Raw genomic sequence first — 23,877 nt, 5'->3', positions numbered from 1 at the left:
CCTTTTAAATAAAGAGAAATATTGATGAAAATTGTCTCATTTATATTTGTTACTTTTTTGATTTGTACTCCTAGTTTTCTTTGGAGTCAAAACAAAAAAATTTCGGAGTACTTTCCTGTACCGCAAAAATCTGTTCTTGAGCCTTTGCCAAAAGAAGGTTACATAGTCAAAAATATTTGTAAAAATGTTTATTGGGTAACCAACACAGGATTTAATTTTTTGTTCGTTACTACAGGTGTAGGTATTATCCTGATGGATGCGCCTATGGGTTTTGGAAGTAAAATTCTACAAGCGGTCAGAAGTGTGAGTGAAGAACCAATAAAATATGTTATTTATAGTCATCACCATAAAGATCACATTGGGGCAGCGCATTTATTTAAAAAAATGGACGTTGAATATGTTGCTACGAAGCGCGCAGCTGAGTTGTTAAAAAAAGCAAAAGACCCTAAACGTCCAATTCCAACAATTACTTACAATGATACTTTTCAAATCGAGTTGGGAGAAGAAATTGTAGTACTGGATGCAAATATATACGGGCACAGTCGTGGTGACTCAGCTATTTATTTGCCTAAGAAAAAATTACTTATGGTTGTGGATATAGTTTTCCCAGGTTGGGTACCATTTAAAAACTTTGCTTATACGACGAATGTTGGAGGATACATTGATGCTCACGACAAAATTCTTTCGTATAGTTTTGACTACTTTGTTGGAGGCCATACAAAGCTAGGGATGAGAGAAGATGTAATACTTGCAAAAGAATATCTTCTCGATCTCAAGAAAATTTGCCAAAGAGAAATGCAAAATTTTGATTATCGTGAAGCAGGCAGTGATGTGGTCAAAAACGGTGGGGCAAAAAATAGATGGCTTTTAGTGCAAACAGTGTTTGATAAGTTAGCCACAAAGTGCGTTTTAGCAATGCAAAAAAAATGGCACAAGAGACTAGCAGGAACAGATGTGTTTACTTTTTCTCATTGTTGGTCAATGATTTATTATCTTAGGTTAGAGTAGATTTTAAAAAAAATATAAGGAATATGGCATGACAGAATCTAATAATTGTTGTTCTCGTAGAAATTTTTTAAAAGGTTTAGGTTGCGGAGGATTTGTGGCGTTGTCTCTTTTTATGATGGAGGACAGTCATTTATTTGCCCAAGAAACTACAGGAAAGACCGTTATAAATAAGCCTTTTGCAAGAGTTGAAAAGATGGCCCCTGGAGTTTGGACAATTATTGCAACACCGACAGGTGGCCCACAAGTGATGTCTAATAGTGGTATAATACAAGGTAAAAATGGCGTTCTTGTGGTTGATGCGTGTATGACAGTCGAAGGATCGCATTTTATTGCTAGTGTGGCGAAGGAATTGACAGGTTCTTTTCCTACTCATGTAGCTTTAACTCATTTTCATATCGACCATTCATCAGGGTTAGTTGGTTATGTTCATCGTAATCCGCAAGTAAAAATAATCTCTACCTTAAAAACGCAAGAATTACTATCTAATTTTCAGTTAAAATCTTTTGAAAACCAAAAATCACAAGGAGGCTTAATCACTCAACAATATCATTCAATATTGCCAAATCAAATTTTAGCGAACACAGACAAGCCCTTTGAAATTGATCTAGGTGGAAAAATAGTGAAACTAGTTCCTAGAGTTGGACACACTGCAAGTGATGTGACTGTTGAAATTGACTCTCCACGTCTTACTTGGGGCGGAGATTTAATTTTAAACGGGTTATTTCCGTATTACGCTGATGCTTTGCCTTCGCAATTAGAAGAAACGTGTAATTCTTTTCTAAAAGACCCTAACGTTACTTATGTTCCTGGGCATGGAGCCATTACAAATGCACAAGGTTTATCGTCATATTTAGAACTTCTTGGCGATATCAGGATGACGTCGACAGAAGCTTTTAAGAAAGGAATTCCCGCAAGCCAAATATGGAAAGAGTACAAAGTTCCTAAAAAGCTAGGCAATTGGGCAAAATTTCGTCCAGATGTATTCAAGTTTGCATTTGACGCTTGGGAGCAAGAGCTTCAAAAAACAAAATAATAGAATGTAACTGATAATAAATAAATTATTCGTACCTTGTAAGTAAGGTGTGAATAGTTCATTTATTATTATGCATGAATTTAAAATTACCGTCAGAATATTGAATGACTTTTTCGCGATAGAATTTTTGTAAACCAATTGTAACTACTGTTCAACGGTGTCTGTAAAAAATGTTTGTACTATTCTCTCGATTGCCATGGACACCCAAACCCACAAAGACATTCCTACACTTATAGAAGTACATTTCTGCTACGCCCATGCCTAAACCAATGTTGTTTTAAACTAAGGAAGAAATTTCCGCAACTCAAATATAGAGTTTTAGCGTCGGTTATCGTTTAAAATTAAAGGAATATCCCCAATAGTGATTATCCATTTTCTTAAGTGATAGTTTATAAAAAATCCTTTTGCATAATTTGTACCAAATACACGGTGAATGCTTGATTGACTGTAAAATTTAAATGAAATACCTATGTCTTTGTTTTCTACAAATATATTTGTGTTGTGATGGATGGGGTTTTTCATCATGCATTCGTTTGATACTGTATTAAAAGCATTATATAAGAGAATGTAGTATACCAATATGCCTGCTGTAAATAGCGCTACTAGGTTCGTTATGGCAATTGCTTTTTTCATTTATGATTATTTTCCGTTTAGAATTTTTTGGAATTAATTTTTGTCTTTTTGTATTATAGATTCCATCTTGGTCTCCAATTTTTGCTTATTTTCTGCGGAGGTCTATTTAAATTTATCGATTTTATAAGGTCAAAATATGAAACGTCCTCCAGGTTTAAAAATCATAAGAAATTTTTTCCATCAAGATGAAATAAATCATATATTATCACAAACAGAATTTGTTAATAATTCCAAAATGGAGTTGTTTCGCCTTTTTGGAGAATTTGGAGGGAAAGAAGCACAGCCTCCACAAGAGTGGATGATTGATTATGGGAGAAAAGTTTTTCAACACCATGATTTCTTTTCTGAGGTTCCTAATCAATATCGCGTTTGTGATTGGATTGGCGAGTTATCTTCAAACTTTAAGTGGCATATTGATAATAAACGCCATGGCAAAAAAATATTAGTTGTTACGCTTTCGAGTAAACGAATGATAGGCTTTCGCTGTGATGCGGGTTCTGACATATTCAAAATCGAATTATCTAGTGGAGATGCTTACTTAATATCAGGCTCATCAAGATGGAGTTGGGAACACTGTGTTCTACCATCAGGGAAAGAAAAAAGCGGTGGAAAAAGCTTTATAATGAGCTACCGTAAACAGAAAAAGTAAGGTACTATTTTACGAGATCAGATTTTTATTTATTCGCGTTTATGTTGTTGCTATAATATTTTAGCTAGAGACACACCCTGACTTACTTTATAAAAATAAATAAAAATATAAAATTGGTAAAATATAAAATGCGGAATAAAAAAAATATAAAGTACCTATTATTAGTTTTTGTTGTTGTTACTTGTGGTTATACGCAAGGTTCTGAATGGTTTAAAGTAAAAGAAGCAAAATTTCGATTCAAAAGATATACATGGGGAGATGAATTTTCATTTTTAGTGCGTGGGAATGCTCATCGCTATTTAAGAAATGCAAAATTGATTTTAGAAATACGTTACCATAAAAAAGTAGCAAGTCAATATAACTTTACTCTAACAAATACTACATCCAAAGAGTATTTTCCTTTTCGTTTTGTCTGTGGACCACTTAATGAACCATACCAGCGAGTTCTTGCTGGAGATTATCAGGTTCATATTTACATTATAGTTGCTGGACAATCAAGAGAAGTACGCAAAAATCTTTCTGAACTTAAGGGAGCGAAACACACTCTATTTGCACAAAATATATATTGGAAAACTCAAGAGGTGTTTGCAGAAGAAGATTTAGAAATAAAAAATTTTTACGAAGAGCGTTTAAAACGACTAGATTTTCTTTACAAAGAATTGCTAAAAAATGCGCAGTTGGCATTAGACACAAAAGCAAGTATTCAATATAAACGTTCTAACCACTTCATCAGTAAGAAAAAACAAAAATTTTCACCTGTTCTTTGGCGTACATGGCTCGAAAAAAAATTACAAATCCCGATTAAGATTGAGTTGACGGCTTTACGAAAGTTTCACAAGAAAACTTACTGTCGACGTTACCCTATACCAAATAGCAATTTAGAAGAATTTACGTTTATGTTACTCCGTTATGCACGTATACTAAGTATTCGCATTCACGAATATCACAAAGTGAAAGTGGATATTCGCGACACTAGTCGCGTAGATCCGTTTGGTGTTAGTAGAGAACAAGGTATTATAAACCATTTAACTAAATTGATTAACAATACAGCTAAAAGCTTAAATAAAAAATAAAGTCAGAATAGAACTTGGTGCTTAAGGAGGCCAAAAGTTTTTAAAAGGATGTAGCTTGCTTTTGAGTATCATAGCGGTGTCGAGCCTTCGGTTACATAGTTAAGGTTATGTGACTCTCAGGCTTGCTTTGACACTCAAATTCTACACTGACTTAAAACGTGCTCAAAAACTTTTGCGACTCACTTGAAATTTTTATGACTCACTTGAGCTTTGTTATTTTTAGTTGGGCTTCCTAGACTACCCTACAAGTAGAGGATTTTTTTATGTTATTATCTAGCAAAAAGCATAAAGCTATTGCGCTTATGACCACCATAGGAGTGTTGCTGGTTCTATCAACTACAGCAGTTACTTTTACTCGTTTGTCACTAATGGAACGAAAATCTTCGCAAAACTACGCAGACAAAGTGGCAACACGTTTGTATGCTTTTGCAGGCTTAGATCATGCGATTGCAGTGCTTGTTGCTGAATCTTCCCAAAGAGGTTTTAATGATATAGAAGATACTCCGTGGCGTTTTCCCCACGATGAATCAGTGGATATTCGCGAAGCAATTAGTGAAAATTTCCCACTTGATGTAGGAGAAGAAACAGGTGTTTCTCTTGAGGACGGTACTGCGCTTACTATTCGTTACTCTGGTTTGTTGAAAGAGGATGACTTTACACTAGATAGTTATTCTTTAAAAATTATTGATACCTCAACACAGATAAATCTTAATAGTCATATTGCTTTACCGCAGTCGGGAACTATAGGCAATCAGCAGCCGTCTAATATAACGTTAAACACTATCGTCAGAAATCTTGCTATCAATTGTGGATTTACAGGAATTGATGCGACTACAGTAGCTGATACTCTTATTGATATTAATTTCTCACCTCTTTATAATGATATAACACAACCACTGCCAAGACGCTGGGCATCTTTAGACGATGCTGTTGCTGTGATTAATTCGTTAGGACTCGCTGTCAACGAGGATGACAAGCAACGTTTTATTGATCGTATTACCACCGAATCTTGGATTGATGATCGTACTTCGAGAATTGTAAATATAGACCCAAGCACCAATGCTATTCCTACATTTACTGGTGAAGCGCGTAGCCCCATAAACATAAATCTTGCCTCAAAAGAAGTTCTCTCAAGCATTCTACAAGGATTACAAGCAGCTCCTGTTATGATAGACAATTCAGCGATTGTACGTCAAACTTCTAATGAAGGGAGTGTAAGCTCAGGAGATATTTTCGATGAAACAAATATCGAATCTTTACCAGTTCGCATTGTGCTCGATTTGATTCCTGATAAAGCGACTGCTGATGCTATTGCTGATCGCATTATTCAATTCCGTGCTATACAGCCCTTTACTAATTGGAATAGTTTTTACAAGTTTGTCGATGGTCAATTGAATATAGGGGTAGAGCTTCCTTTAGATAGTGATATCATCGCGCGTTTACATCCTAATCCTGGTTCTCCTGAAATTACCGATTCAAATTTAGGAACACAAATATGGGAAGAAATGTGCCGCGATGCTTTGAAAGCGAATTTTAATCCTAATAACGTAGATAGTAATTTTAATCCCAACAATAACGCTTTCTTACGTGTGACAAAAGGAGATTTATTTTCTAACACTACACTGGAGTCTTCACATACAACAGAGTTTAGTTTTTCATCAATGGGTATTTACGAAATTACTAGTCTTGGTCAAATGGCACATTCTGAAGTGGGTATTGTTGCGCAAACTATCGTGGAAAGTAATGTTTCGGTAATGGAGATTTTACAACACACAACTCAGCAAGATTTTGAAATCACAACTACAACAACTCCGCCAACATTTACTAGTACTACAAGCTACCCTGGTGTAATTAAAAACTTAGGATGGGACCCGGAAGAACATGTTGGACGTGTAGAGCCAGAGGTGCGCTCAACTTCTCCAGGAGGATCGTTATTTTCGTCAGGATTTTCTCCTTCAAGAGCGGGTACACCAGATTTGCCAGATAGTAATTCTCAACGATTTTTATCCTTTCCTGGTGTATTGCAAGATATGAATATTGGTACCAGTATTCGCGATCCGCAAAATAACATAGTTAATGATGGAATACTTTCTGATTTGCGCCAAGTTTCTGATCCCACTCAATTACGTTTTCATAGTATACCAGCAATGCCATCAGGTGTTGAGCGTGGTGAGAATACAACAGCAGGATCGCAAATCTCTTATTACCAAGGTACTTTAGAGTTTTGGGTGAAATTAACAGAGTCGTCTAATGCACAAATGGGTTGTGGTTTAGCAAGCGCTACATTTATTAATCCTAATCCTCCATTTAATCCCGAAGAAGGTGATCTACCCAATCAAGCGAATTCTGAAGGAGTACAGTTTTATATTTTTAAAAACACTTTAGGTGAATTGCGGTTCTCTCGTTTGTATTTTTGCATAACGTTTGATGACAATGAAAATCCAATTGGAACACACTTTACTACTAATGCTGATGGTTGGGATATACCAGGAGATGTTTGGCAAGGACAGAGATTACTGAATGGTTTTCGTTTTCCTATTCCGCGTCAAGATGTTGTCGTACGCGCTAATGATTTAAACTGGGAAGCGCATACATGGCACCAAGTGGTTGTATCATGGAGTAACATCAATCCAAACAATCCACTACAAGTGACTATTGATGGAGAACAAAAAGAAACAGCCATCCAAAATATCGATTTTACACCTGAAACTTTAGACGACCCTGAATATTGTTTACTCAACGAAAGAGCTCCTCGAGATTGTTTTAATATTGGTGGTTTTTTTCGTCCACAAGTTGATGCGGCGCGCGGACTCTTTAAATTTTCAAACAATGTTCATTTTTCAGCTAATGGAACGATTTCAAATGTGCGTACTTTTGCAAACCCAGGTACCGTTGTTGAATTGAATAATCGTTTTGAGAATGCAGCGCGCTATACACATACTTTTGTTATTCCGCGTAAAAGTAGTTTGGGTACATTGCGATGGAGTGCTTATCCTGATAAACGCGATGGCGGAGCGAATATAAGTGTTAGTAGTATAATTAAAGATGCTACAGGTAGCACTATTGCAAACTTTACGGAACCAACTGTTGATACAGAGCCAGGTTTTGATGGAAATGGTTTACCTATGAGTAATACGGGCGTTGATGAGAATTTTAGCGTAGAATATACCGTTGATTTTAATAATAATGGTAATGATGTTCCTGTACTTGATGATGTGCAATTACGGATAATCCGCATTGTTTATTTAGATATCAAAGAGGTTCTATAATTCTGAAAGTTGAAAATGGCAACTACTTATTTTTGCAATCTACTTATTATCCGCGATACTGCGGGTAGTAAATTAACTAGTTTTTATGGACAGTCGTTTTATAAATTTCCTACGCAAAATATTTGTATTGGAAGCTCGATAAACGCTGACATTATAGTTAAAAGTTTAGAGCCAGAGCATGTAAATATGTATTTTCAAAAAACAGCAATGTTTATGAATGCGAAAGCGAATACACAGTTAAATACAAGCTCAATGCGCGATACTTTTGTCTCAGGTGCAATGCGCATACCTTTTTCTCGTGAATCTTTAGATATGTTTCGTTGGCAAATTAAGATAAATCCACATCTGTATATTGCTGGACAAATTCATAAAGAAAATATCCCGTCGTTTACTTTAGAAAATAAAGTAAAGCAAAAGTACGGTATGATACGCAAAATTTGTGAAAAAGAATATATTAGCTACCGTTTAGGAACGCGCTATGTAGTTCAGATTCCTTCTCCAAACTATCAGGATTGCACACAACAAGTTGCGATTGCTGAACAGCGAAAAAAATCTAAGTGTGCAATATTTCCTTACATAAAGCACATCAATAGTGAAGATCACTTTATTATTTCAGAGTATTTCAATGGAATAACCCTAGAAAACTATCGTGGACAAAATGGAGTGATTTCAGGAAATGAAGCGCTCATTATTATAAAAAACATTAGTAAACACTTAAAAGAATTAGAAGGATTTTCAATTGTATTAACACCTGACAATATACTTGCAGATCACAATAACGAAGTGCGCATTACAGGTCTTTCTAAGAGAATCAAGGGACGTTATCACTACTATAATCCTCCAGAATGTACATTTGATAGTATGGAGCAAGATGTACTTGCCAACATTTACACTTTAGGTGTACTACTGTTTGAACTACTAAGTGGTCGTAATTTATTTAATTCTCTTGATGATTATAAAGAAGCTGTTCAAACGAATAAAATCCCCGATTTACAGTTACTGCAAGACACGCAAGTTAAAAGTGAAATTCAAGATTTAGTTAAGAAAATGCTGCTGTTTAGCCGTAAAGATCGTATTTCACATATAGATCTTCAAGAAAGTTTAGATGCTTTAACTCAGAAAGAAAAAACAGGGCAACCAACGCTTATGGAGAAGTTGGAACATATCGAGAATATTGAAAAGACAGTGATGCGTAGTGCAAGCCCTCTACAACATATTAATTCCATTTTGGATCAACCATCTGTTGGTATTGATTATACAAAACAAGTGCAAACAAGTGTACGTCAACCACCAAATCTTGGAAAAAACACTACAAAGGCATTTGTATCACCAGTAAAAAAAGACACCGCCACTAATGATGAGCAACAAATACATGAACATATGTTGCAAACAGCTGTACGTCCAAGATCTGATTCTTCAAAAGAATCGGGTAATAATTTTTCTGATCTCTACGATGAAATGTCGGAGAAGCGAGCGCATTTACAAACGAATAAATCGAAACAGGGCTCTTTTTTGCGTTCCAATCAAAAAGATAAAGAAGAATTTAACAAAAAATCTCGATATGTTATAGCAGGAAGTATACTTTTTTTTGTTGTTGTGCTTGTAGCTATTTCTAATCCATTTTCGCAAACTCAAACCAATAATACAAAACCACAGAAAATTGTTCACAAAAAAACCTCTACCTCAAATAAAAATTCAAATAGTGGAAATTCAAGTAATGTAAAGCAAAATTCTTCTGTAAAACGTATCAAAACGACTCCTCAACAAAAACAATTCCTCCGTAGTATCCAAACAAAATTATATGTTTTACAAAAACCTTCGCAAAAATATTTGAACTCTATTCTCAAACAAATAACGATTGACATAAACAATTATAAGGAAAGCCCTATTATTGGAGATTTGTATAATATTGTAGCACGATTGTATCTATACAAAATTTACTTGAATAAAGAAGAACAATTGTTTGAACCTTTTTGGGAAAAAGAGTGGTTACGGCAAGTAAAAGTGAATATGGAGTTGGCTAGAGATGCCTATAAAAAAGACGTTGTTTCTGCACAGTTACAATTGATTCTTTTGCCGTGGATGCCAGAAAAAAATTACGAAAAGAATACCGCTATTGTTTACAGAAGTAACGAGCAGGCTTTAAAAGAAATAGATACATGGTTAAGTAATTTGGTAAAAAATAGATGAACAACATAAAAAATTATAATACACAAATTGCGCAAATTCTCAAAGAGCAACAAGCACTGCAACAAAATACGATTGAGCAAGCATTGTCATTTTGCAATCAACAACAACTCAATTTAGCTCAAGTTCTTGTACAGCGTAAGATACTTTCAGCACAGTATGTTAGTCAAGTAATTAAGATGATTCGTACTGGACAAGGTTTAAATGAAACACAAGGAAACTTACAAAAAGAAAAAACCATTACCGAAACAAAAGAACAAAATACTTCCGTAGTTGCAAAAACCATAGGGAAATATGAAGTAATTTCGGAATTAGGTCGTGGAGGGATGGGTGTTGTTTATAAAGTAAAGCAACCAGGCATTGATCGCATTTTAGTTTTAAAAACTTTGTTGTCAAATGTTAGTGATGACCCCGTTAGTGTAAAGCGCTTTCATAAAGAAGCGCAAATGATTTCATCTCTACAACATTCAAATATCATTCCTATTTACGATTTTGGCGAAGAAAATGGTTTTCCTTATTTTGTGATGCAGTTTATTGAAGGTATGGATTTTCAGGAATTTATCGATAAAGGCACTTGCCAACAAGATGAACTTATTCGGATTCTTATTCAAATTGCTCATGCTCTTGATTATGCTCACAAAAATAACATTGTCCACCGCGATGTCAAGCCAGCGAATATCTTTCTTGATAAAAATAACAAACCGTATCTTGCGGATTTTGGATTGGCAAAAGCTAGTGACAAATCTTCATCTTTAACTAGATCCGGAACAATTATTGGTACGCCGTTTTATTTATCTCCTGAACAAGTACGTGGCCATAGGAAATATATTGATCACCGCTCAGATATATATGCTTTAGGCATTATACTATACAAAATTATCTGCGGACAATTTCCATTTATTGATAATCAATTCTCGGGACTGTATAAAAAAATACAGCAAGATATGCCTATTTCACCGCGAAAAGTAAGTCGAGAGATAAACAAAGAGCTTAATTTTATTTGTCTAAAAACTATTTCTAAAAAAGCAGAAGATCGCTACCAAAGTGCTGCAAGTTTTGCCAAAGCACTAGAAAGATACTGTGCAGGTGAAAAACAAAACGTAGGTAAAGAGCACATGACTCTTGCTACTAAAATGTGGTGGAGTGCTAACAAGAAACTTGTTACTGGCTTAGTGATAACGATGACATCACTTGCGATTATCTTTAGTTGGTGGCAAACAACAAGTTACGGGAGTTCTACTTCTACAAAAATAGAACAAATATACTACACCGCGTATGATCTAATACACCAAAAAAAATACGATGCTGCTTTACAAAAAATTTCTTCGACGACCTTTGCCAATAAAGACCCGCGTCTTATTGCCCTTAGAGCACGTATTTACCAGAAAACAGGTAATGTACAAAAAGCACAAAAGTTTTTTATATCTGCTCTAAAAAAATCATCAAAAAACCCTGAGGTATCTTTCATTTATGCGCAATTTTTATATGACACTACAAATTACGACAAAGCACTAAAATATACCAATTATATTATTAAACTATCATCTAAAAAAGCTAAATATTACCGACTACGGGCCAACATTTACGAGAAAAAACAACGCAAAAGATTAGCTTCCCACGACAAAATACGCGCTAAAAGAATTGAAGATACAGCAATTTTTAAACAAAAAAAATTACTACAACAGTATTACAATACCAATCCAGATAAAGCGTTAGCTATAGCAAGTCAATTGGTAGTTTCTTATCCTCATCGATCAGTTGGTTTTAGAGAACGTGCAAATATTTTGCTGCTTAAAAACAACTGGGAGTCTGCTATTCATGATTTACAAGTAGCTATTAATTTAGACCCAACTCCTCAGGATTATGAAAAGCTTGGAAAACTACAACAACAAATTGGAAATAAATCAGAAGCATTATTATACTATGAAAAATCGGATGCGATACGCAAGATTACTAATGCAAAAACCTTAGAAAATTTACTTTCTTTACAAGTAAATTTAGAAAAATATCAGTCGGCGGTGGCAACTTGGAAACGCATTCGTACGAAGTCAGTACGAAATTTATTACAAATAGCTCGCGCGCATTACTATTTGCAAAACTATAGTAATGCAAAAAAATTTTTAAAACAAATTACTACTCAACAGAAAAAACTGCAAATAGAAACATTATACTACAAGGCAATTACCTATTACGAATCGCAAGACACAGATACGGCTATTGCGCTACTTAAAAACCTAGCGAAGCAGAAAGGTGCTCTAACTCACAACAAATATATTGTGCTTTTTTATCTTGGTGAGTGGGAGTTTAAAAACAAAAAATATAAATTGGCTTTTAAATATCTACAAAGAGCTGCATCTCTTAATAGAGATCACGCAAAAACGAATTTTTTGTTAGGCGAATGTTACTATATACGTAAAAAATACAAAAAAGCTGCAAGATTTCTCACTAAAGCAATTGATATAGAGCCTTGGATTGATACGTATTACAAAAAAAGAGCTTTTTGCTATATGGCTTTAAAGCAGCCAGAACGAGCAAATCACGATTTTTTATACGCTATAGAATTAAATATGAGTAATCTATATTTGGCAACGTATGTGTACGATAACATGATTACCCAAAAAGATCCATTTGAGCGCTTTATATTGAAAAAAATGTTGCGTGGTCGTGTTTTCTTAAATTACGTCGATGAAGATGTCGATTTATTTGTAGAGGAGAAAACAAAACTAAGCCGTAATTACTCGCAAACGGCGACTTTACAAAACCAAGTGGAAAATAAAACAAATATTGAGAGAGCCCAACGATTATTAAAAACTCTTAAAACAAACCAAGAACAAAAAATAGATGAAATTGCTCATGAGGGGCTTACGGGTATGTTTATGATACAAGAGGTTCGCGATCTTGTACAAAAAGCAATTGAAGACAAGAATTTAGATGACCCTTTTGTTGAAAAAAAACTACGGCGATTAAATACTGATATTCGCCAAAAATATATAACAAACCAAAAATCTTATTTTCGCAAGATAATTAGTCGTTACTATATGACAGAGAATAATAAGACGCTACTTTCTTTACATAGTAACAAAGAAATCAACATTAAAGTTTTACAACAAATAGTAATAGATCCGTGGGAAAATATAATTGCGAGATACTACGCTGGGAAAATTTTACTAGAAATTGAACGGAAAATGACCATAAAATTTCTAGAGAACGCTTATAAATCGCAGTCTGAAATTACCAAGCTTCTTGTAACAGCACTTAGTAAAAAAAATAATCTAAAATTAGTAAATAAAGTACCACAAAAAATTGCAAATACAACGCCCGTATTTTTACAGGTGCAACTGCTCAACGTAATATCTACAGATCATAAGTTGTTTGATTATTTCCTTTACAGTTCACAGACAAAAATTTCTTTGTCTGCAGCAAGTAAAATGTGGTTGAGCGGCAAAAAAAAATCGCTGCCTACGCTTTTAAAATATAGTAAAGACACAGATAAATTTATTCGCGCTTTTGCTCTAAACGCTTTATGGAAAATAGATCAATTTTCTACTGAATTTCAAAACGAATTTATTCCAAAATACCAAGAAATACTCTTGGAAGCAGCAGAAGATAAAACAAAACTGGTACGTAGAGTTGCACTTGCAAAAATGAAAAATTTCAAAAGACCGGTTTTCGTAAAAAAAATAAAAGAGCATGTAGAAAAAGAGGTAACAACTGTACGCTTACAAGCTATATTTTCGTTAGCTTTACAAGGAGATATTATCTCGTTATTAAAAATAACAGCGAATACGAAAGAATACCCAGCGTTGCGCGTAGCGCCTCTTATTTATTTTGAAGTAGCAAAGAATAGAAATGACACGCCTGTCTTTGAAGTATTAAAAGTTGCAAAACAACTGATTACTGATGAAAATGAAATAATGCGCTTTATTATGATTGAATATATAATGCGAGCGAACAGAGGGAAATTAGTAAAATTTTTCTTAGGTGATATAGATATAAAGGATGCAAGCAGTGCTTGGGCTATGGCAAATGGTCTTTTAGAAAGTGATATTGACCAATCACAGATACTATTAGACCTAACAAAACATAAAGATAAATTAGTACGAACAGCTGCGTATATGTCTCTTCTTAGTTGTTATATTTCACACAGCAAGCCAAAAAAATTAGATAGACTTCACAAACAACTTTTGAAAGAAGATGTCAAAACAAGATCTCACGCTGCTTTTGGTTATTCTTACTATCTTTATAATTACTATTATCAAACCAGTTTGTTTTCGTCAAATATTGATCATTTTGAAAATAACCGCAATTATTTAGAATTTTTGCGTATACTCGAAGTTGGTTTTTCTGGCTGTACTTCGCAAGTAAAGCGTACGATGAGAATGTGTGTACAAAAAGCTATAGAGCTTGCTCCACAAAATGATCGTTGCTTATTAGAAAATGCTGTTGTTCAATATTTATTAGGTAATATTCCAAGTAGTCTTACTTCACTGCGAAATATGCAGCGCGAGAATTGTTTACAACAATATTGGTTAGCGAGAATCTATATAAAACAAAACAAGCTTTCTCTTGCACAAAAAAGAATTGAGCAAGCAATTGTAAGACAGCCTTGGAATACAGATTTTGCAAAACTAAAACGACAAATCGCGCAGCTACAAAGGAAAAACTAAATGAGTGACATCAAAGATTACAATGTAAAAATTGCGCAAATTCTCGATGAACAGCAAGCATTGCAAAAAAATGCTATTGAACAGATGTTATTCTTTTGTAACAAAAATCAATTAAACTTAGCACAATTTTTAATCCAGAAAAATATGCTTCCGCCGCAGTATGTCGCAAAGATAATCAAAATGATACACACTGGTGAAAATTTAAGTACAACAGGAAAAAGTAAATGCTCACAAGATGTTGTGGAACCTCAAAAAAGTGTAGTGGCTAAAAACATAGGAAAATACGAAGTATTATCTGAATTGGGACGTGGTGGTATGGGAGTTGTTTATAAAGTACGACAACCAGGAATCAATCGCATTCTAGTTTTAAAAACCTTATTAGGTAATGTAAGTAGTCATCCTATTAGTGTAAAGCGCTTTTATAAAGAAGCGCAAGCTATTTCGTCTTTGAAACATCCTAATATTATTCCTATTTATGATTTTGGCGAAGAAAATGGTTTTCCTTATTTCGTTATGCAGTTTATTGATGGTATGGATTTTCAGGAACTTATTGACGCAGATACTTGTAAAAAGACGGAACTGATTGATATTCTTATAAAAATTGCCCATGCTTTAGATTATGCGCATAAAAATAATATTATTCACCGCGATGTGAAGCCAGCTAATGTTTTTCTCGACAAAGATCACAAACCATACCTTGCAGATTTTGGGCTAGCAAAAACTAGTGATAAAGCTTCATCTTTGACAAAATCAGGAGCGGTTATTGGTACACCTTTTTATTTGGCTCCCGAACAAGTACGCGGTCATCGAAAACACATTGACCACCGTGCTGACATATATGCTTTAGGGGTAATATTGTACAAAATTGTTTGTGGAAAATTTCCTTTTATCGATAGTCGATTACCAGGGTTGTATAAAAAAATACAAGAAGACATTCCTATAGCTCCGCGTAAAGTCGATAATAACATTGATGAAGAACTAAACTTTATTTGTCTAAAGACCATTGCGAGAAAAGCTGAAGATCGTTATCAAAGTGCGGCAAATTTTGCTGAGGCATTGGAAAAGTATCGCACAGGAGAAAAACAACCTCTAGGCAAAGAACATATGATCCTTACCACGAAAATGTGGTGGGGTACGTATAAAAAAATGATAGGTGCTATCGCTGCAATTGCCATAACACTTGTTGTTGCTTTAGGGTGGTGGCAAGCATCAAATTCTAGAATATCAACTGCAACAAAGATGGAGCAAATATATTACGCGGTCTATGATTTAGTACAACAACAAGAATACGATAGCGCATTACAGAAAATTTCGTCGGTAACAACCAAAGATGCACATCTCATTGCGCTTAAGGGACATATTTATCAAAAGATGGGTGATACAAAAAAAGCGAAAATGCTTTTTGCAGTGGCACTAAAAAAAAAACTTTAGAAGTTTCGTTTCTTTACGCGCAGTTTTTGTATGATACAAAAAACTACAGTAAGGCGCTCAAATATATTAACTACATCATCGAAAAATCACCAAAAGAAGCTAAGTTTTATCACTTACGTGCAAGTATCTACGAGAAAAAGCAGCGTAAAGAACTAGCAGCGCGCGACAAAACACATGCCACTAAAATTGAAGATATTACTATTTCTGTTCAGAAAAAATTATTGGTGCAGTACCAAGACACTAATCTCAATAAAGCTCTCTCTCTCGCAAGCCAATTAGCTATTTCTTATCCACACCGAGCTATAGGATTTAGGGAACGTGGACGTATATTACTTCGTAAAAATAAATGGCAATCTGCCATTCCTGATTTACAAACTGCCATTCGTTTAAATGCAATTCCTGAAGACTACAAAATGTTAGGATATCTAGAGCACAAAATAGGCAATAAGTCAGATGCTTTGTTGTGTTATCAAAAATCAGATGCTATGAGTCGTATTTCTGATGATGTTTCTCTACAAATTATGCTTGCTTTACAAGTAAATTTAAAAAAATATCAATCTGCTATTGCAACAGGAAAACGTATTTCTGCAAAAGTTCCTCAAGATCTACTACAAATAGCTCGTGCATATTATTATCTACAAAACTATAGCAAAGCCAAAAAACTTCTACAACAAATTATGTCTCTAAAAGGAAAATTACAAATAGAAACGCTGTATTATCAAGCGATTACTCTTTATGAATCAGGTGAGAAAGAAATAGCATTACCATTACTAAAAAGCTTAGCAAATAATCCAAAAGCTTTAGATCATAAGAAATACATAGTGCTTTTTTATCTTGGACAGTGGGAATTTGCAAACGAGAATTATGAGTCGGCATTTAAATACTTACAAATAGCAGTCCAACTTAACAACGAACACGCACAAACGAATTTCTTGCTAGGTAAGTGCTATCATTTACGCCAAGAATATCAAATAGCAGTAGAATTGTATACAAAAGCTATTCATTTAGAACCATGGGTTGGTATTTTTTACAAAGAGAGAGCTTTTTGTTATAACGAACTAAAGCAAACAAGACGCGCCAATCATGATTTTTTATATGCCGTAGAACTAAATATTGATAATTTGTACACTGTGACAAATGTGTACGAAAATATGATTTTTGAAGAGGATCCATTCGAACGCTTTTCGTGGAAAAAAATGTTGCGTGGGCGTATTTTTCACACCTATATAGAAAAAGATATTGATTTGTTTAGCGAAGAAAAAAAGAAATTAAGCCGTAGTTACTCACAAGCGGCTACTTTACGAAATACAATACCTGATTCTAAAGATATCGAACGTGCGCAGCGTTTTTTAGAAACCATAAGAACTAGACAAGAAAGAGGTGTTGATGAAATTGCTTACGATGGATTAAAAGGTATGTTCATAATTGAGCGTGTACGCGAGATGATAAAAGAAACGATAAAAGAAGAAAATCTATCTCCTCAAATACAGGAAAAATTGCGATCACTTAATGTGGATGTTCGCGATAAATACATCGAAAATCAAAAAGCTCACTTTCGCAAAATAATTAGTCGTTACTATATGACAGAAGACCATAAAACGCTTTTTTCGTTGTATAACAACAAAGAAATAAACATTAAAGTTTTGCAAAAGGTTTTGTTAGATCCTTGGGAGGATATGATTACACGATTTTACGCTGGACAAATTTTGTTTCGAATTGCTCGCAGTAAATTGATAAAATTTTTCCAACAAGTGTATGAGACACAACCACAAACCACACAATTACTCATAAAAATTCTAATTCAAAAAAATAATCGCAAAACAACGCAACTAGCTTTGCAAAAAATACCACAAAATACACCAGCCTTTTTACAAGTACAATTAGTAGAAATGTTACCTACAAATCATCCATTGTTTGATTCTTTACTTAACAGTTCATATCCAAAAGTATCGTTATCTGCCGCGCGAAAAATGTGGTTAGTTGGTGATCGACAACCACAAAAATTATTATTAAAACACAGTCAAAGTTCTAATAAAATTATGCGCGCCTTTGCTTTGAAGGCTTTGTGGAGCATTGATCAATTTCCGCAAAAATTTAAGAAACAATTTATTGATGAGCATAATCAAATATTGTTACTTGCAGTAGAAGACCAAGAGCCATTAGTACGGAAGGTTGCTCTCTCAAAAATGAAAAGCCTCGAAAAACCCATTTTCATAAAAAAAATCAAAGAACACATCAGAAATGATGAAGTAGCTGTACGCTTGCAAGCTCTTTTTTCGCTAACGGTTCAAGGGGATATGATGTATTTACTCAATATAGCAGCAAATACCAAAGAGTATCCTGCCTTGCGGCTAGCACCACTTATTTATTTCGAAAAAACAAAAAATAAGAACAATGCATCTCTTTTTGAAGTTGTAAAAGTGATAAAAAAGCTAGCGAAAGATAAGGCGCAATCTATGCGTTTTATTACAATAGAGTATTTGATGCGTACAAGTAAAGGAAATCTTATTAAATACTTTTTAGACGATATTGATATGAAAAAAATTAATAGTGCATGGGCAATGGCGAATGGCCTTCTTGAATGTCGCGGTGAAGTTTCTGATTTGCTACTAGAATTATCGAAACATAAAAGTGAACGAGTGCGAGCTGCTGCATATATGTCGCTTGTTAATAATTATGTTCAGCATCAAAAAATAAAAAAATTAAATAAGCTACACAAATTTATTCTTAAACAAGATAGTAAAACAAGATCTCATGCTGCTTTTGGATATTCTTTTTATTTATATAAATACAACTACTTAGCTAATTTATTTTCGTCTAACATAAATAGTTTTGAAAATAATGGTAATTATTTACAATTTTTAGAAACGTTAGAAAAAAGACTTCCACGAATGTCCTTAAAGGAAAGGCGCATTTTTCAAATGTGTACTCAAAAAGCCGCAGAGCTCGCCCCACAAAATGATCGTTATTTACTTGAAAATGCCGTTATTGAATACTTATTAGGCAATGCTTCTACTAGTTTAGTCGTGTTGGAAAGAATAAAGCAAAAAAACAGTTTGGTCTTATATTGGATGACAAGAGCTTATATGAAGCAAAACAAATTTTCTCTCGCGCAACAAAAAATAAAACAAGCGATTAAAAAACAACCTTGGAATGAAAAATTTATAAAACTAAAGCTACAAATTACTTTACAAAAGCCTAAATAGCAACGGCATTCTTCGTAACATATTTTATAAATAAAATGAGGGTATTTTGAATAAAATATTAATTATTTTTGGTACGCGTCCAGAAGCGATAAAAATGGTTCCAGTTATTAATAGTCTAAAAGAAAAAAACTGTGAAGTTAATGTTTGTGTTACTGCGCAGCATCGAGAAATGCTAGATCAAGTTCTCGAATTTTTCGACATTAGACCTGAATTTGATTTAGATATAATGACAAAGGATCAGGACCTCTTTACTCTTACAAGTAGAATTCTTCTTGAACTAAAAAAGATACTAGAAGAAGTAAAGCCGCACTTAGTTTTAGTCCAAGGAGATACTACAACTACTTTTTGCGCCACTCTTGCAGCATTCTATTCTGGTATAGCAGTGGGACATATCGAGGCTGGGCTTCGTACAGGAAATAAGTATGCTCCATGGCCAGAAGAAGTAAATCGAAAACTAGTTACTCACGCTGCTGATGTACACTTTGCTCCAACAAAAGAAGCGCAGAAAAATTTGCTAAAAGAAGGGATCAAAGAACAGAATATTTATATAACGGGGAATACTGCAATTGACGCGTTACTCGATGCGATCAAAATCATAGAGAAAAAGCCGGAAAAGTTCTCTAAAGATTTGCAAATTCTACATCCACAAAAAAAAATCATATTAGTCACTGGTCATCGCCGTGAAAATTTGGGAGAGAAACTAAAAGGAGTTTGTCGCGCACTAAAAAAAATAGCTACTAAGCACCAAGATTTACAAATTGTATATCCTGTTCATCTAAATCCAAATGTCCAAAAAACGGTTAGTGAAATTCTTTTGAGCGAACCCAATATTCATCTCTTACCACCTCTTACATATCCCAATTTTGTATATCTAATGAGTAAGTCATACTTGATTATTACGGATTCTGGTGGGATACAAGAAGAGGCGCCCACACTAAATAAACCAGTGCTTGTAACTAGGGAATCAACTGAAAGGCAAGAGGCCGTTAACTGTGGTGCAACTCTTTTGGTGGGTGCGAATGAGGATAACATTGTGAACAAAGTTAGTGCATTATTAGAAGATAAAGAGTTATATGAACGTATGTGCAAAGCTAAAAATCCATATGGGAGTGGCAAAGCTGCACAAAAAATAGCAGAAATTGTATGTTCGCGATCTTGGTTCCGGAATTAACAGCAGTTGGGTGACACACTAATTAACGGTTTTTTAAATTACGCCATATAATTTCTAGAGTTTCGAAAATAGTTTTAAATATTTTCAATTTAGATGCACCAGGTTTGCGATCATATCTCAAATCGAGTGGTACTTCTTGCATTTTGGCTTTTTGTTTTCTTAAGTGTAGTAGTATTTCCACCATACAGGAAAAGCCTTGCTGTGAAACAAATTCACCATTGTAGTCTTTAACCAGGGTTTGTAAAACGCTAGCGCGATATGCTCGATAACCGCAGGTAAAATCGCGAACATTTGGCGTAGGAAAACACAAGCGAAATAGCCACGAAGCAGTACCACTTAAAACTTTTCGATAGAAAGGAACACCAAGAACGCGGCTTCCTGGAACATACCTACTGGCAATGACAACATCGTAGCCTTCTTCGATATAATCTAGCATTGGAAGAATAAGTTGCGGAGGATGAGTAAAATCTGCATCCATGGCAACAATAACATCATCTTTATTAGCACGACTACTTGCCTCCGTTAGCCCTAGTTGTATTGTTTTTGCTAATCCGCAATTTTGAGGTTGGTTGACAAGTAATATAGGTTGCTTGCTACTATAATTTTTGGTAACCTCTTCTGTGTTATCTGTACTGCCATCATTAACTACTATAACCTCATACTCTAAATTACTTTGGGGTAAACAGGAATGAATCGCCTCAAAAAGAGGAGGTAGTGCAAGTTCTTCGTTATATGCTGGTAAAACAATCCAGATTTTCATAATAAATCCTTGTTTGGAGTCAAGTATGGGTCTTCGTCAAAATTGGGGCTGGTTCATTGTAACAACTTTTTCGTTATTAGCAAGTTGGCACTACTTTTTTGGAACGCCGCATGTATTAGGACTAGATTACTTTATTCATCTTGCGCAAGCTGACATAATAAAAAACGCGATAGCAGATGGAATTCCCATACCAGCATATCACTATTTACATGGAGCGGGAACAACTTTTATTAGATACCAAGGTATGCTTATTGCGCAAATGATGGGCTGGTGTTGTTATATACTACAAATATTTATAAATGTATCTGATACTACGGTTATTATGTTTGTTGGACGGTTGTTTGGAATACTTCTCAATCTAGGGGCAGGATTATCTTTTTATTGGGCAGCAAAAAAAATAATTGAAGTTCACAGCGAAGATAAAAAAGCAATGGATAGCGCAGCGATTGTCGCCGCTTGTGCTTACATCTTTGGTTGGTCGCGATGGGGAGTTGTTTTACATGTGGGATCGCTACAAAGAGCAGGGGCACTTATTTTCTTCCCGATTGCTTTTGCGATTGTTGTGATTTTATTGCGTCGTTCTTTAAAGAAAAATGAGCAGGTAATTATGGCGATAGCCACTTCTTGTTGCCTTATGTGTCACCCAGGGAGTTTTATTTATCTAGTTATTACGTGTATAATGTACGCTTCTATTTCTACTATCATTAATCCGTTTGAATGTCTTCAGTGGAAAAAATGGCGTAGCCTCATTTGCCCTGCAATTATTTCTTTGTGTCTGGCTGCTTGGTTTATCTTTCCTCTAGTGTTAGAAAAAGAATATTACGGAATGATGCGTCGTCAGCAACAGGCGCAACAGAATGTGTCTTGGAGTGAAGTTCTACCTAGCAAATATATGTTAGAGTTCGTCGATCGCGATAATTGGTTTTCTAATCTAAATGCAGATGCCGAAAACGGAGGATCGTTTCTTGGGGGTTTTGGAGGAGTAAATTCTGCTTACTTTGGAATAACGGTGATACTTATTGCAATATTTGGCTCTGTCATTTTTCCGAGGTCAAATCCTTTAAAAAAAGTATCTGTTGCCATTAGTATTACCACAATTATCATTGCCATAATTATATTTTGGAAAGGCTTTCGGCATAATGTATTTCATGTAATCGGGCACCATCTTACTCTACCATTTTATTGGTTAGAGCCTTTTTATTTCTGTATGTGCATGTGCGTATTATTCGGGTCAATAGTTATATTTGAAAAGCTATGTAAGATTGTAAATACACGCTTAGCAAAAGGAATAATGTTTACAATAGCCATTATTATATGCCTTGATTTCTTTACACTCGTAGCGATAAATAAGGCAGCAAAAATGTATACCCCGCGACAAGGAAAACAAGATCCGTTAGGGATTTCTGGAAATAATAATGTTTTTGACGCATACAATGTTTTAAAAAATGCGCGACAAGGACGTGTATTAGACCTACCAAAGCTTTTATTTAACTGCAATAGACTATATCATAAACACCCAGATGTATTTGCCGAAGAACCAAACACTGACTGGACAGAAGCTAAATACTATAGCGATCAAGTTGCGCAGCAAGAAGTGATGAAAGCAATACCTTTCTCTCTGGAATATAGCAATCACTGCCCTTTGCCATTAGATGAAATAGAGTGTAATGTTCCGAAACCTAACGATTCGAAATATTTATGGGAAATGAAGCAACAGGGGAATGCTAATTTGAGTTTAAAAATACATCTCCCAGCAGGAAAATTTAGTTGCTGGATTGTTCTCCCAACATTGTTATCTCCACAAACGCAGATAGAAACGTTTTATCAAAACAAATCGGTTTCGAAAGTAAAAGCAGACATAAAAGGTTATAATTATTATTTAATAATTCCTGTAGAGAAAAAAAATGTAGCCGCTGAGTTTGCAGAAATTGTAATCAAGATACAAAAAAAAGCGCTTTCTGGAAAAGTTATTGTTGGTGTGCAAAAACCATTTATTGCCTACAATGGAAATTCTCTAGCCCACCGCCTTGCTATTTTAGACGTGCGTTACATAGTTCTCAATCTTCGCTATTTTAAACCAGCTACTGGTAGAATAACAAACTCTGCGACTATAAGAAGGATACATCAATCGCACACTTCTGCTTTATATGAAAATACGTTAAGCTCACCAATAATAATTCCACAAAGAGTAATGGTAATAAAAGCACAAAAACCATGGAAGTTATTCGAAAAAATATCGCACCACCCTAATTTCAATCCGAATATAGTAAGCTTTTGTTATGAAGGCAAAGAAATTGGTGATATAGTCACAGATGAAAACTGGGAAACAAAACTAGTTCCATTCTTTTTAGGTGACGCTCCAAAAAATAAAACAAATTACAAAGTGATACACGATAATATAGAAAGTATTACTTACGAAGTAAACTCGCAGCAAGACGGATTAATGTTTCTTTCTCTACACTACCATCCCAATCTAGTAGCACAAGTAAATGGAAAAACGACAAAAGTATATCTGGCGCAAGCAGGAACAATAGCAGTGAATGTTCCTGCAGGGAGCAGTAAAATTACCATTAAATACCAACACCCATGGTACGATAAACTAGGAAAATTGATTTCGCTACTTACAGTACTGATACTGATCATCTATATTGTTTGGCAAATGATAAAAGTGAAGAGGTCACGGAATGAAGTTTAGGTATTGTTTAATAGCGATTTTAATTTGCTGCGCTTTTTCTGAAGATACAAAAGCCAGTTTTGCAAAAAGTTACAATGTAAAAAAGTATCGGGAAA

Annotated in this window: 13 protein-coding genes; 11 read left to right on the top strand and 2 right to left on the bottom strand. The window is 34.7% G+C overall.

Annotated elements, in window-relative coordinates; all coding sequences use genetic code 11:
* Window positions 1–24 precede the first annotated feature (24 nt).
* Window positions 25–1,008 carry an MBL fold metallo-hydrolase gene (locus tag UABHE_RS14405; RefSeq protein WP_372371037.1) on the top strand — a complete coding sequence of 328 codons (984 nt, stop codon included), beginning with the start codon at window positions 25–27 and terminating at the stop codon, window positions 1,006–1,008.
* Between the two features lie 28 nt (window positions 1,009–1,036).
* On the top strand, window positions 1,037–2,041 hold the full coding sequence (locus UABHE_RS14400; RefSeq protein ID WP_372371036.1) for an MBL fold metallo-hydrolase: 1,005 nt from the start codon (window positions 1,037–1,039) through the stop codon (window positions 2,039–2,041).
* A 318-nt stretch (window positions 2,042–2,359) separates the two neighbouring features.
* On the opposite strand, the gene UABHE_RS14395 is transcribed toward UABHE_RS14400, so the two are convergent.
* Window positions 2,360–2,674, bottom strand: coding sequence for a hypothetical protein (locus UABHE_RS14395; RefSeq protein WP_372371035.1), 315 nt, complete (start codon window positions 2,672–2,674; stop codon window positions 2,360–2,362).
* Window positions 2,675–2,810: 136 nt separating this feature from the next.
* On the opposite strand from UABHE_RS14395, the gene UABHE_RS14390 reads away from it, so the two are divergent.
* The 8 genes from UABHE_RS14390 to wecB all read left to right on the top strand — a co-directional run bounded on the left by UABHE_RS14390 (window position 2,811) and on the right by wecB (window position 20,327).
* A complete protein-coding gene (locus UABHE_RS14390; protein WP_372371034.1) occupies window positions 2,811–3,323 on the top strand; it encodes a hypothetical protein in 513 nt (170 codons plus the stop codon).
* Between the two features lie 128 nt (window positions 3,324–3,451).
* Entirely contained in the window at window positions 3,452–4,396 is a 945-nt protein-coding gene (locus tag UABHE_RS14385) for a hypothetical protein (protein ID WP_372371033.1), read from the top strand.
* Window positions 4,397–4,659: 263 nt separating this feature from the next.
* The gene (locus UABHE_RS14380; RefSeq protein WP_372371032.1) at window positions 4,660–7,665 is read left to right on the top strand and encodes a hypothetical protein; all 3,006 of its coding nucleotides are present in this window, start codon (window positions 4,660–4,662) and stop codon (window positions 7,663–7,665) included.
* Window positions 7,666–7,680: 15 nt separating this feature from the next.
* Window positions 7,681–9,855 carry a hypothetical protein gene (locus tag UABHE_RS14375; RefSeq protein ID WP_372371031.1) on the top strand — a complete coding sequence of 725 codons (2,175 nt, stop codon included), beginning with the start codon at window positions 7,681–7,683 and terminating at the stop codon, window positions 9,853–9,855.
* Entirely contained in the window at window positions 9,852–14,519 is a 4,668-nt protein-coding gene (locus tag UABHE_RS14370; protein WP_372371030.1) for a protein kinase, read from the top strand. The genes UABHE_RS14375 and UABHE_RS14370 overlap by 4 nt, the downstream gene beginning before the upstream one ends.
* The gene (locus tag UABHE_RS14365) at window positions 14,520–15,950 is read left to right on the top strand and encodes a serine/threonine protein kinase (protein WP_372371029.1); all 1,431 of its coding nucleotides are present in this window, start codon (window positions 14,520–14,522) and stop codon (window positions 15,948–15,950) included.
* Between the two features lie 26 nt (window positions 15,951–15,976).
* Window positions 15,977–19,156, top strand: a complete 3,180-nt coding sequence (locus UABHE_RS14360) for a tetratricopeptide repeat protein (protein WP_372371028.1) — start codon at window positions 15,977–15,979, stop codon at window positions 19,154–19,156.
* Between the two features lie 46 nt (window positions 19,157–19,202).
* Window positions 19,203–20,327, top strand: coding sequence for a non-hydrolyzing UDP-N-acetylglucosamine 2-epimerase (wecB, locus tag UABHE_RS14355; protein ID WP_372371027.1), 1,125 nt, complete (start codon window positions 19,203–19,205; stop codon window positions 20,325–20,327).
* Window positions 20,328–20,349: 22 nt separating this feature from the next.
* Here the strand turns inward: wecB and UABHE_RS14350 are convergent, their stop codons facing one another.
* Window positions 20,350–21,087, bottom strand: a complete 738-nt coding sequence (locus UABHE_RS14350) for a glycosyltransferase (protein WP_372371026.1) — start codon at window positions 21,085–21,087, stop codon at window positions 20,350–20,352.
* Between the two features lie 25 nt (window positions 21,088–21,112).
* Here UABHE_RS14350 and UABHE_RS14345 point away from each other — a divergent pair, with 25 nt between their 5' ends.
* The gene (locus UABHE_RS14345) at window positions 21,113–23,782 is read left to right on the top strand and encodes a YfhO family protein (RefSeq protein ID WP_372371025.1); all 2,670 of its coding nucleotides are present in this window, start codon (window positions 21,113–21,115) and stop codon (window positions 23,780–23,782) included.
* The last annotated feature ends 95 nt before the right edge of the window (window positions 23,783–23,877 follow it).

This window comes from Candidatus Uabimicrobium helgolandensis (genome assembly GCF_041508025.1).
GTDB lineage: Bacteria > Planctomycetota > Uabimicrobiia > Uabimicrobiales > Uabimicrobiaceae > Uabimicrobium > Uabimicrobium helgolandensis.
The sequence above is the reverse complement of the archived record's forward strand: the minus strand, read 5'-3'. Positions and strand labels throughout refer to the sequence as shown.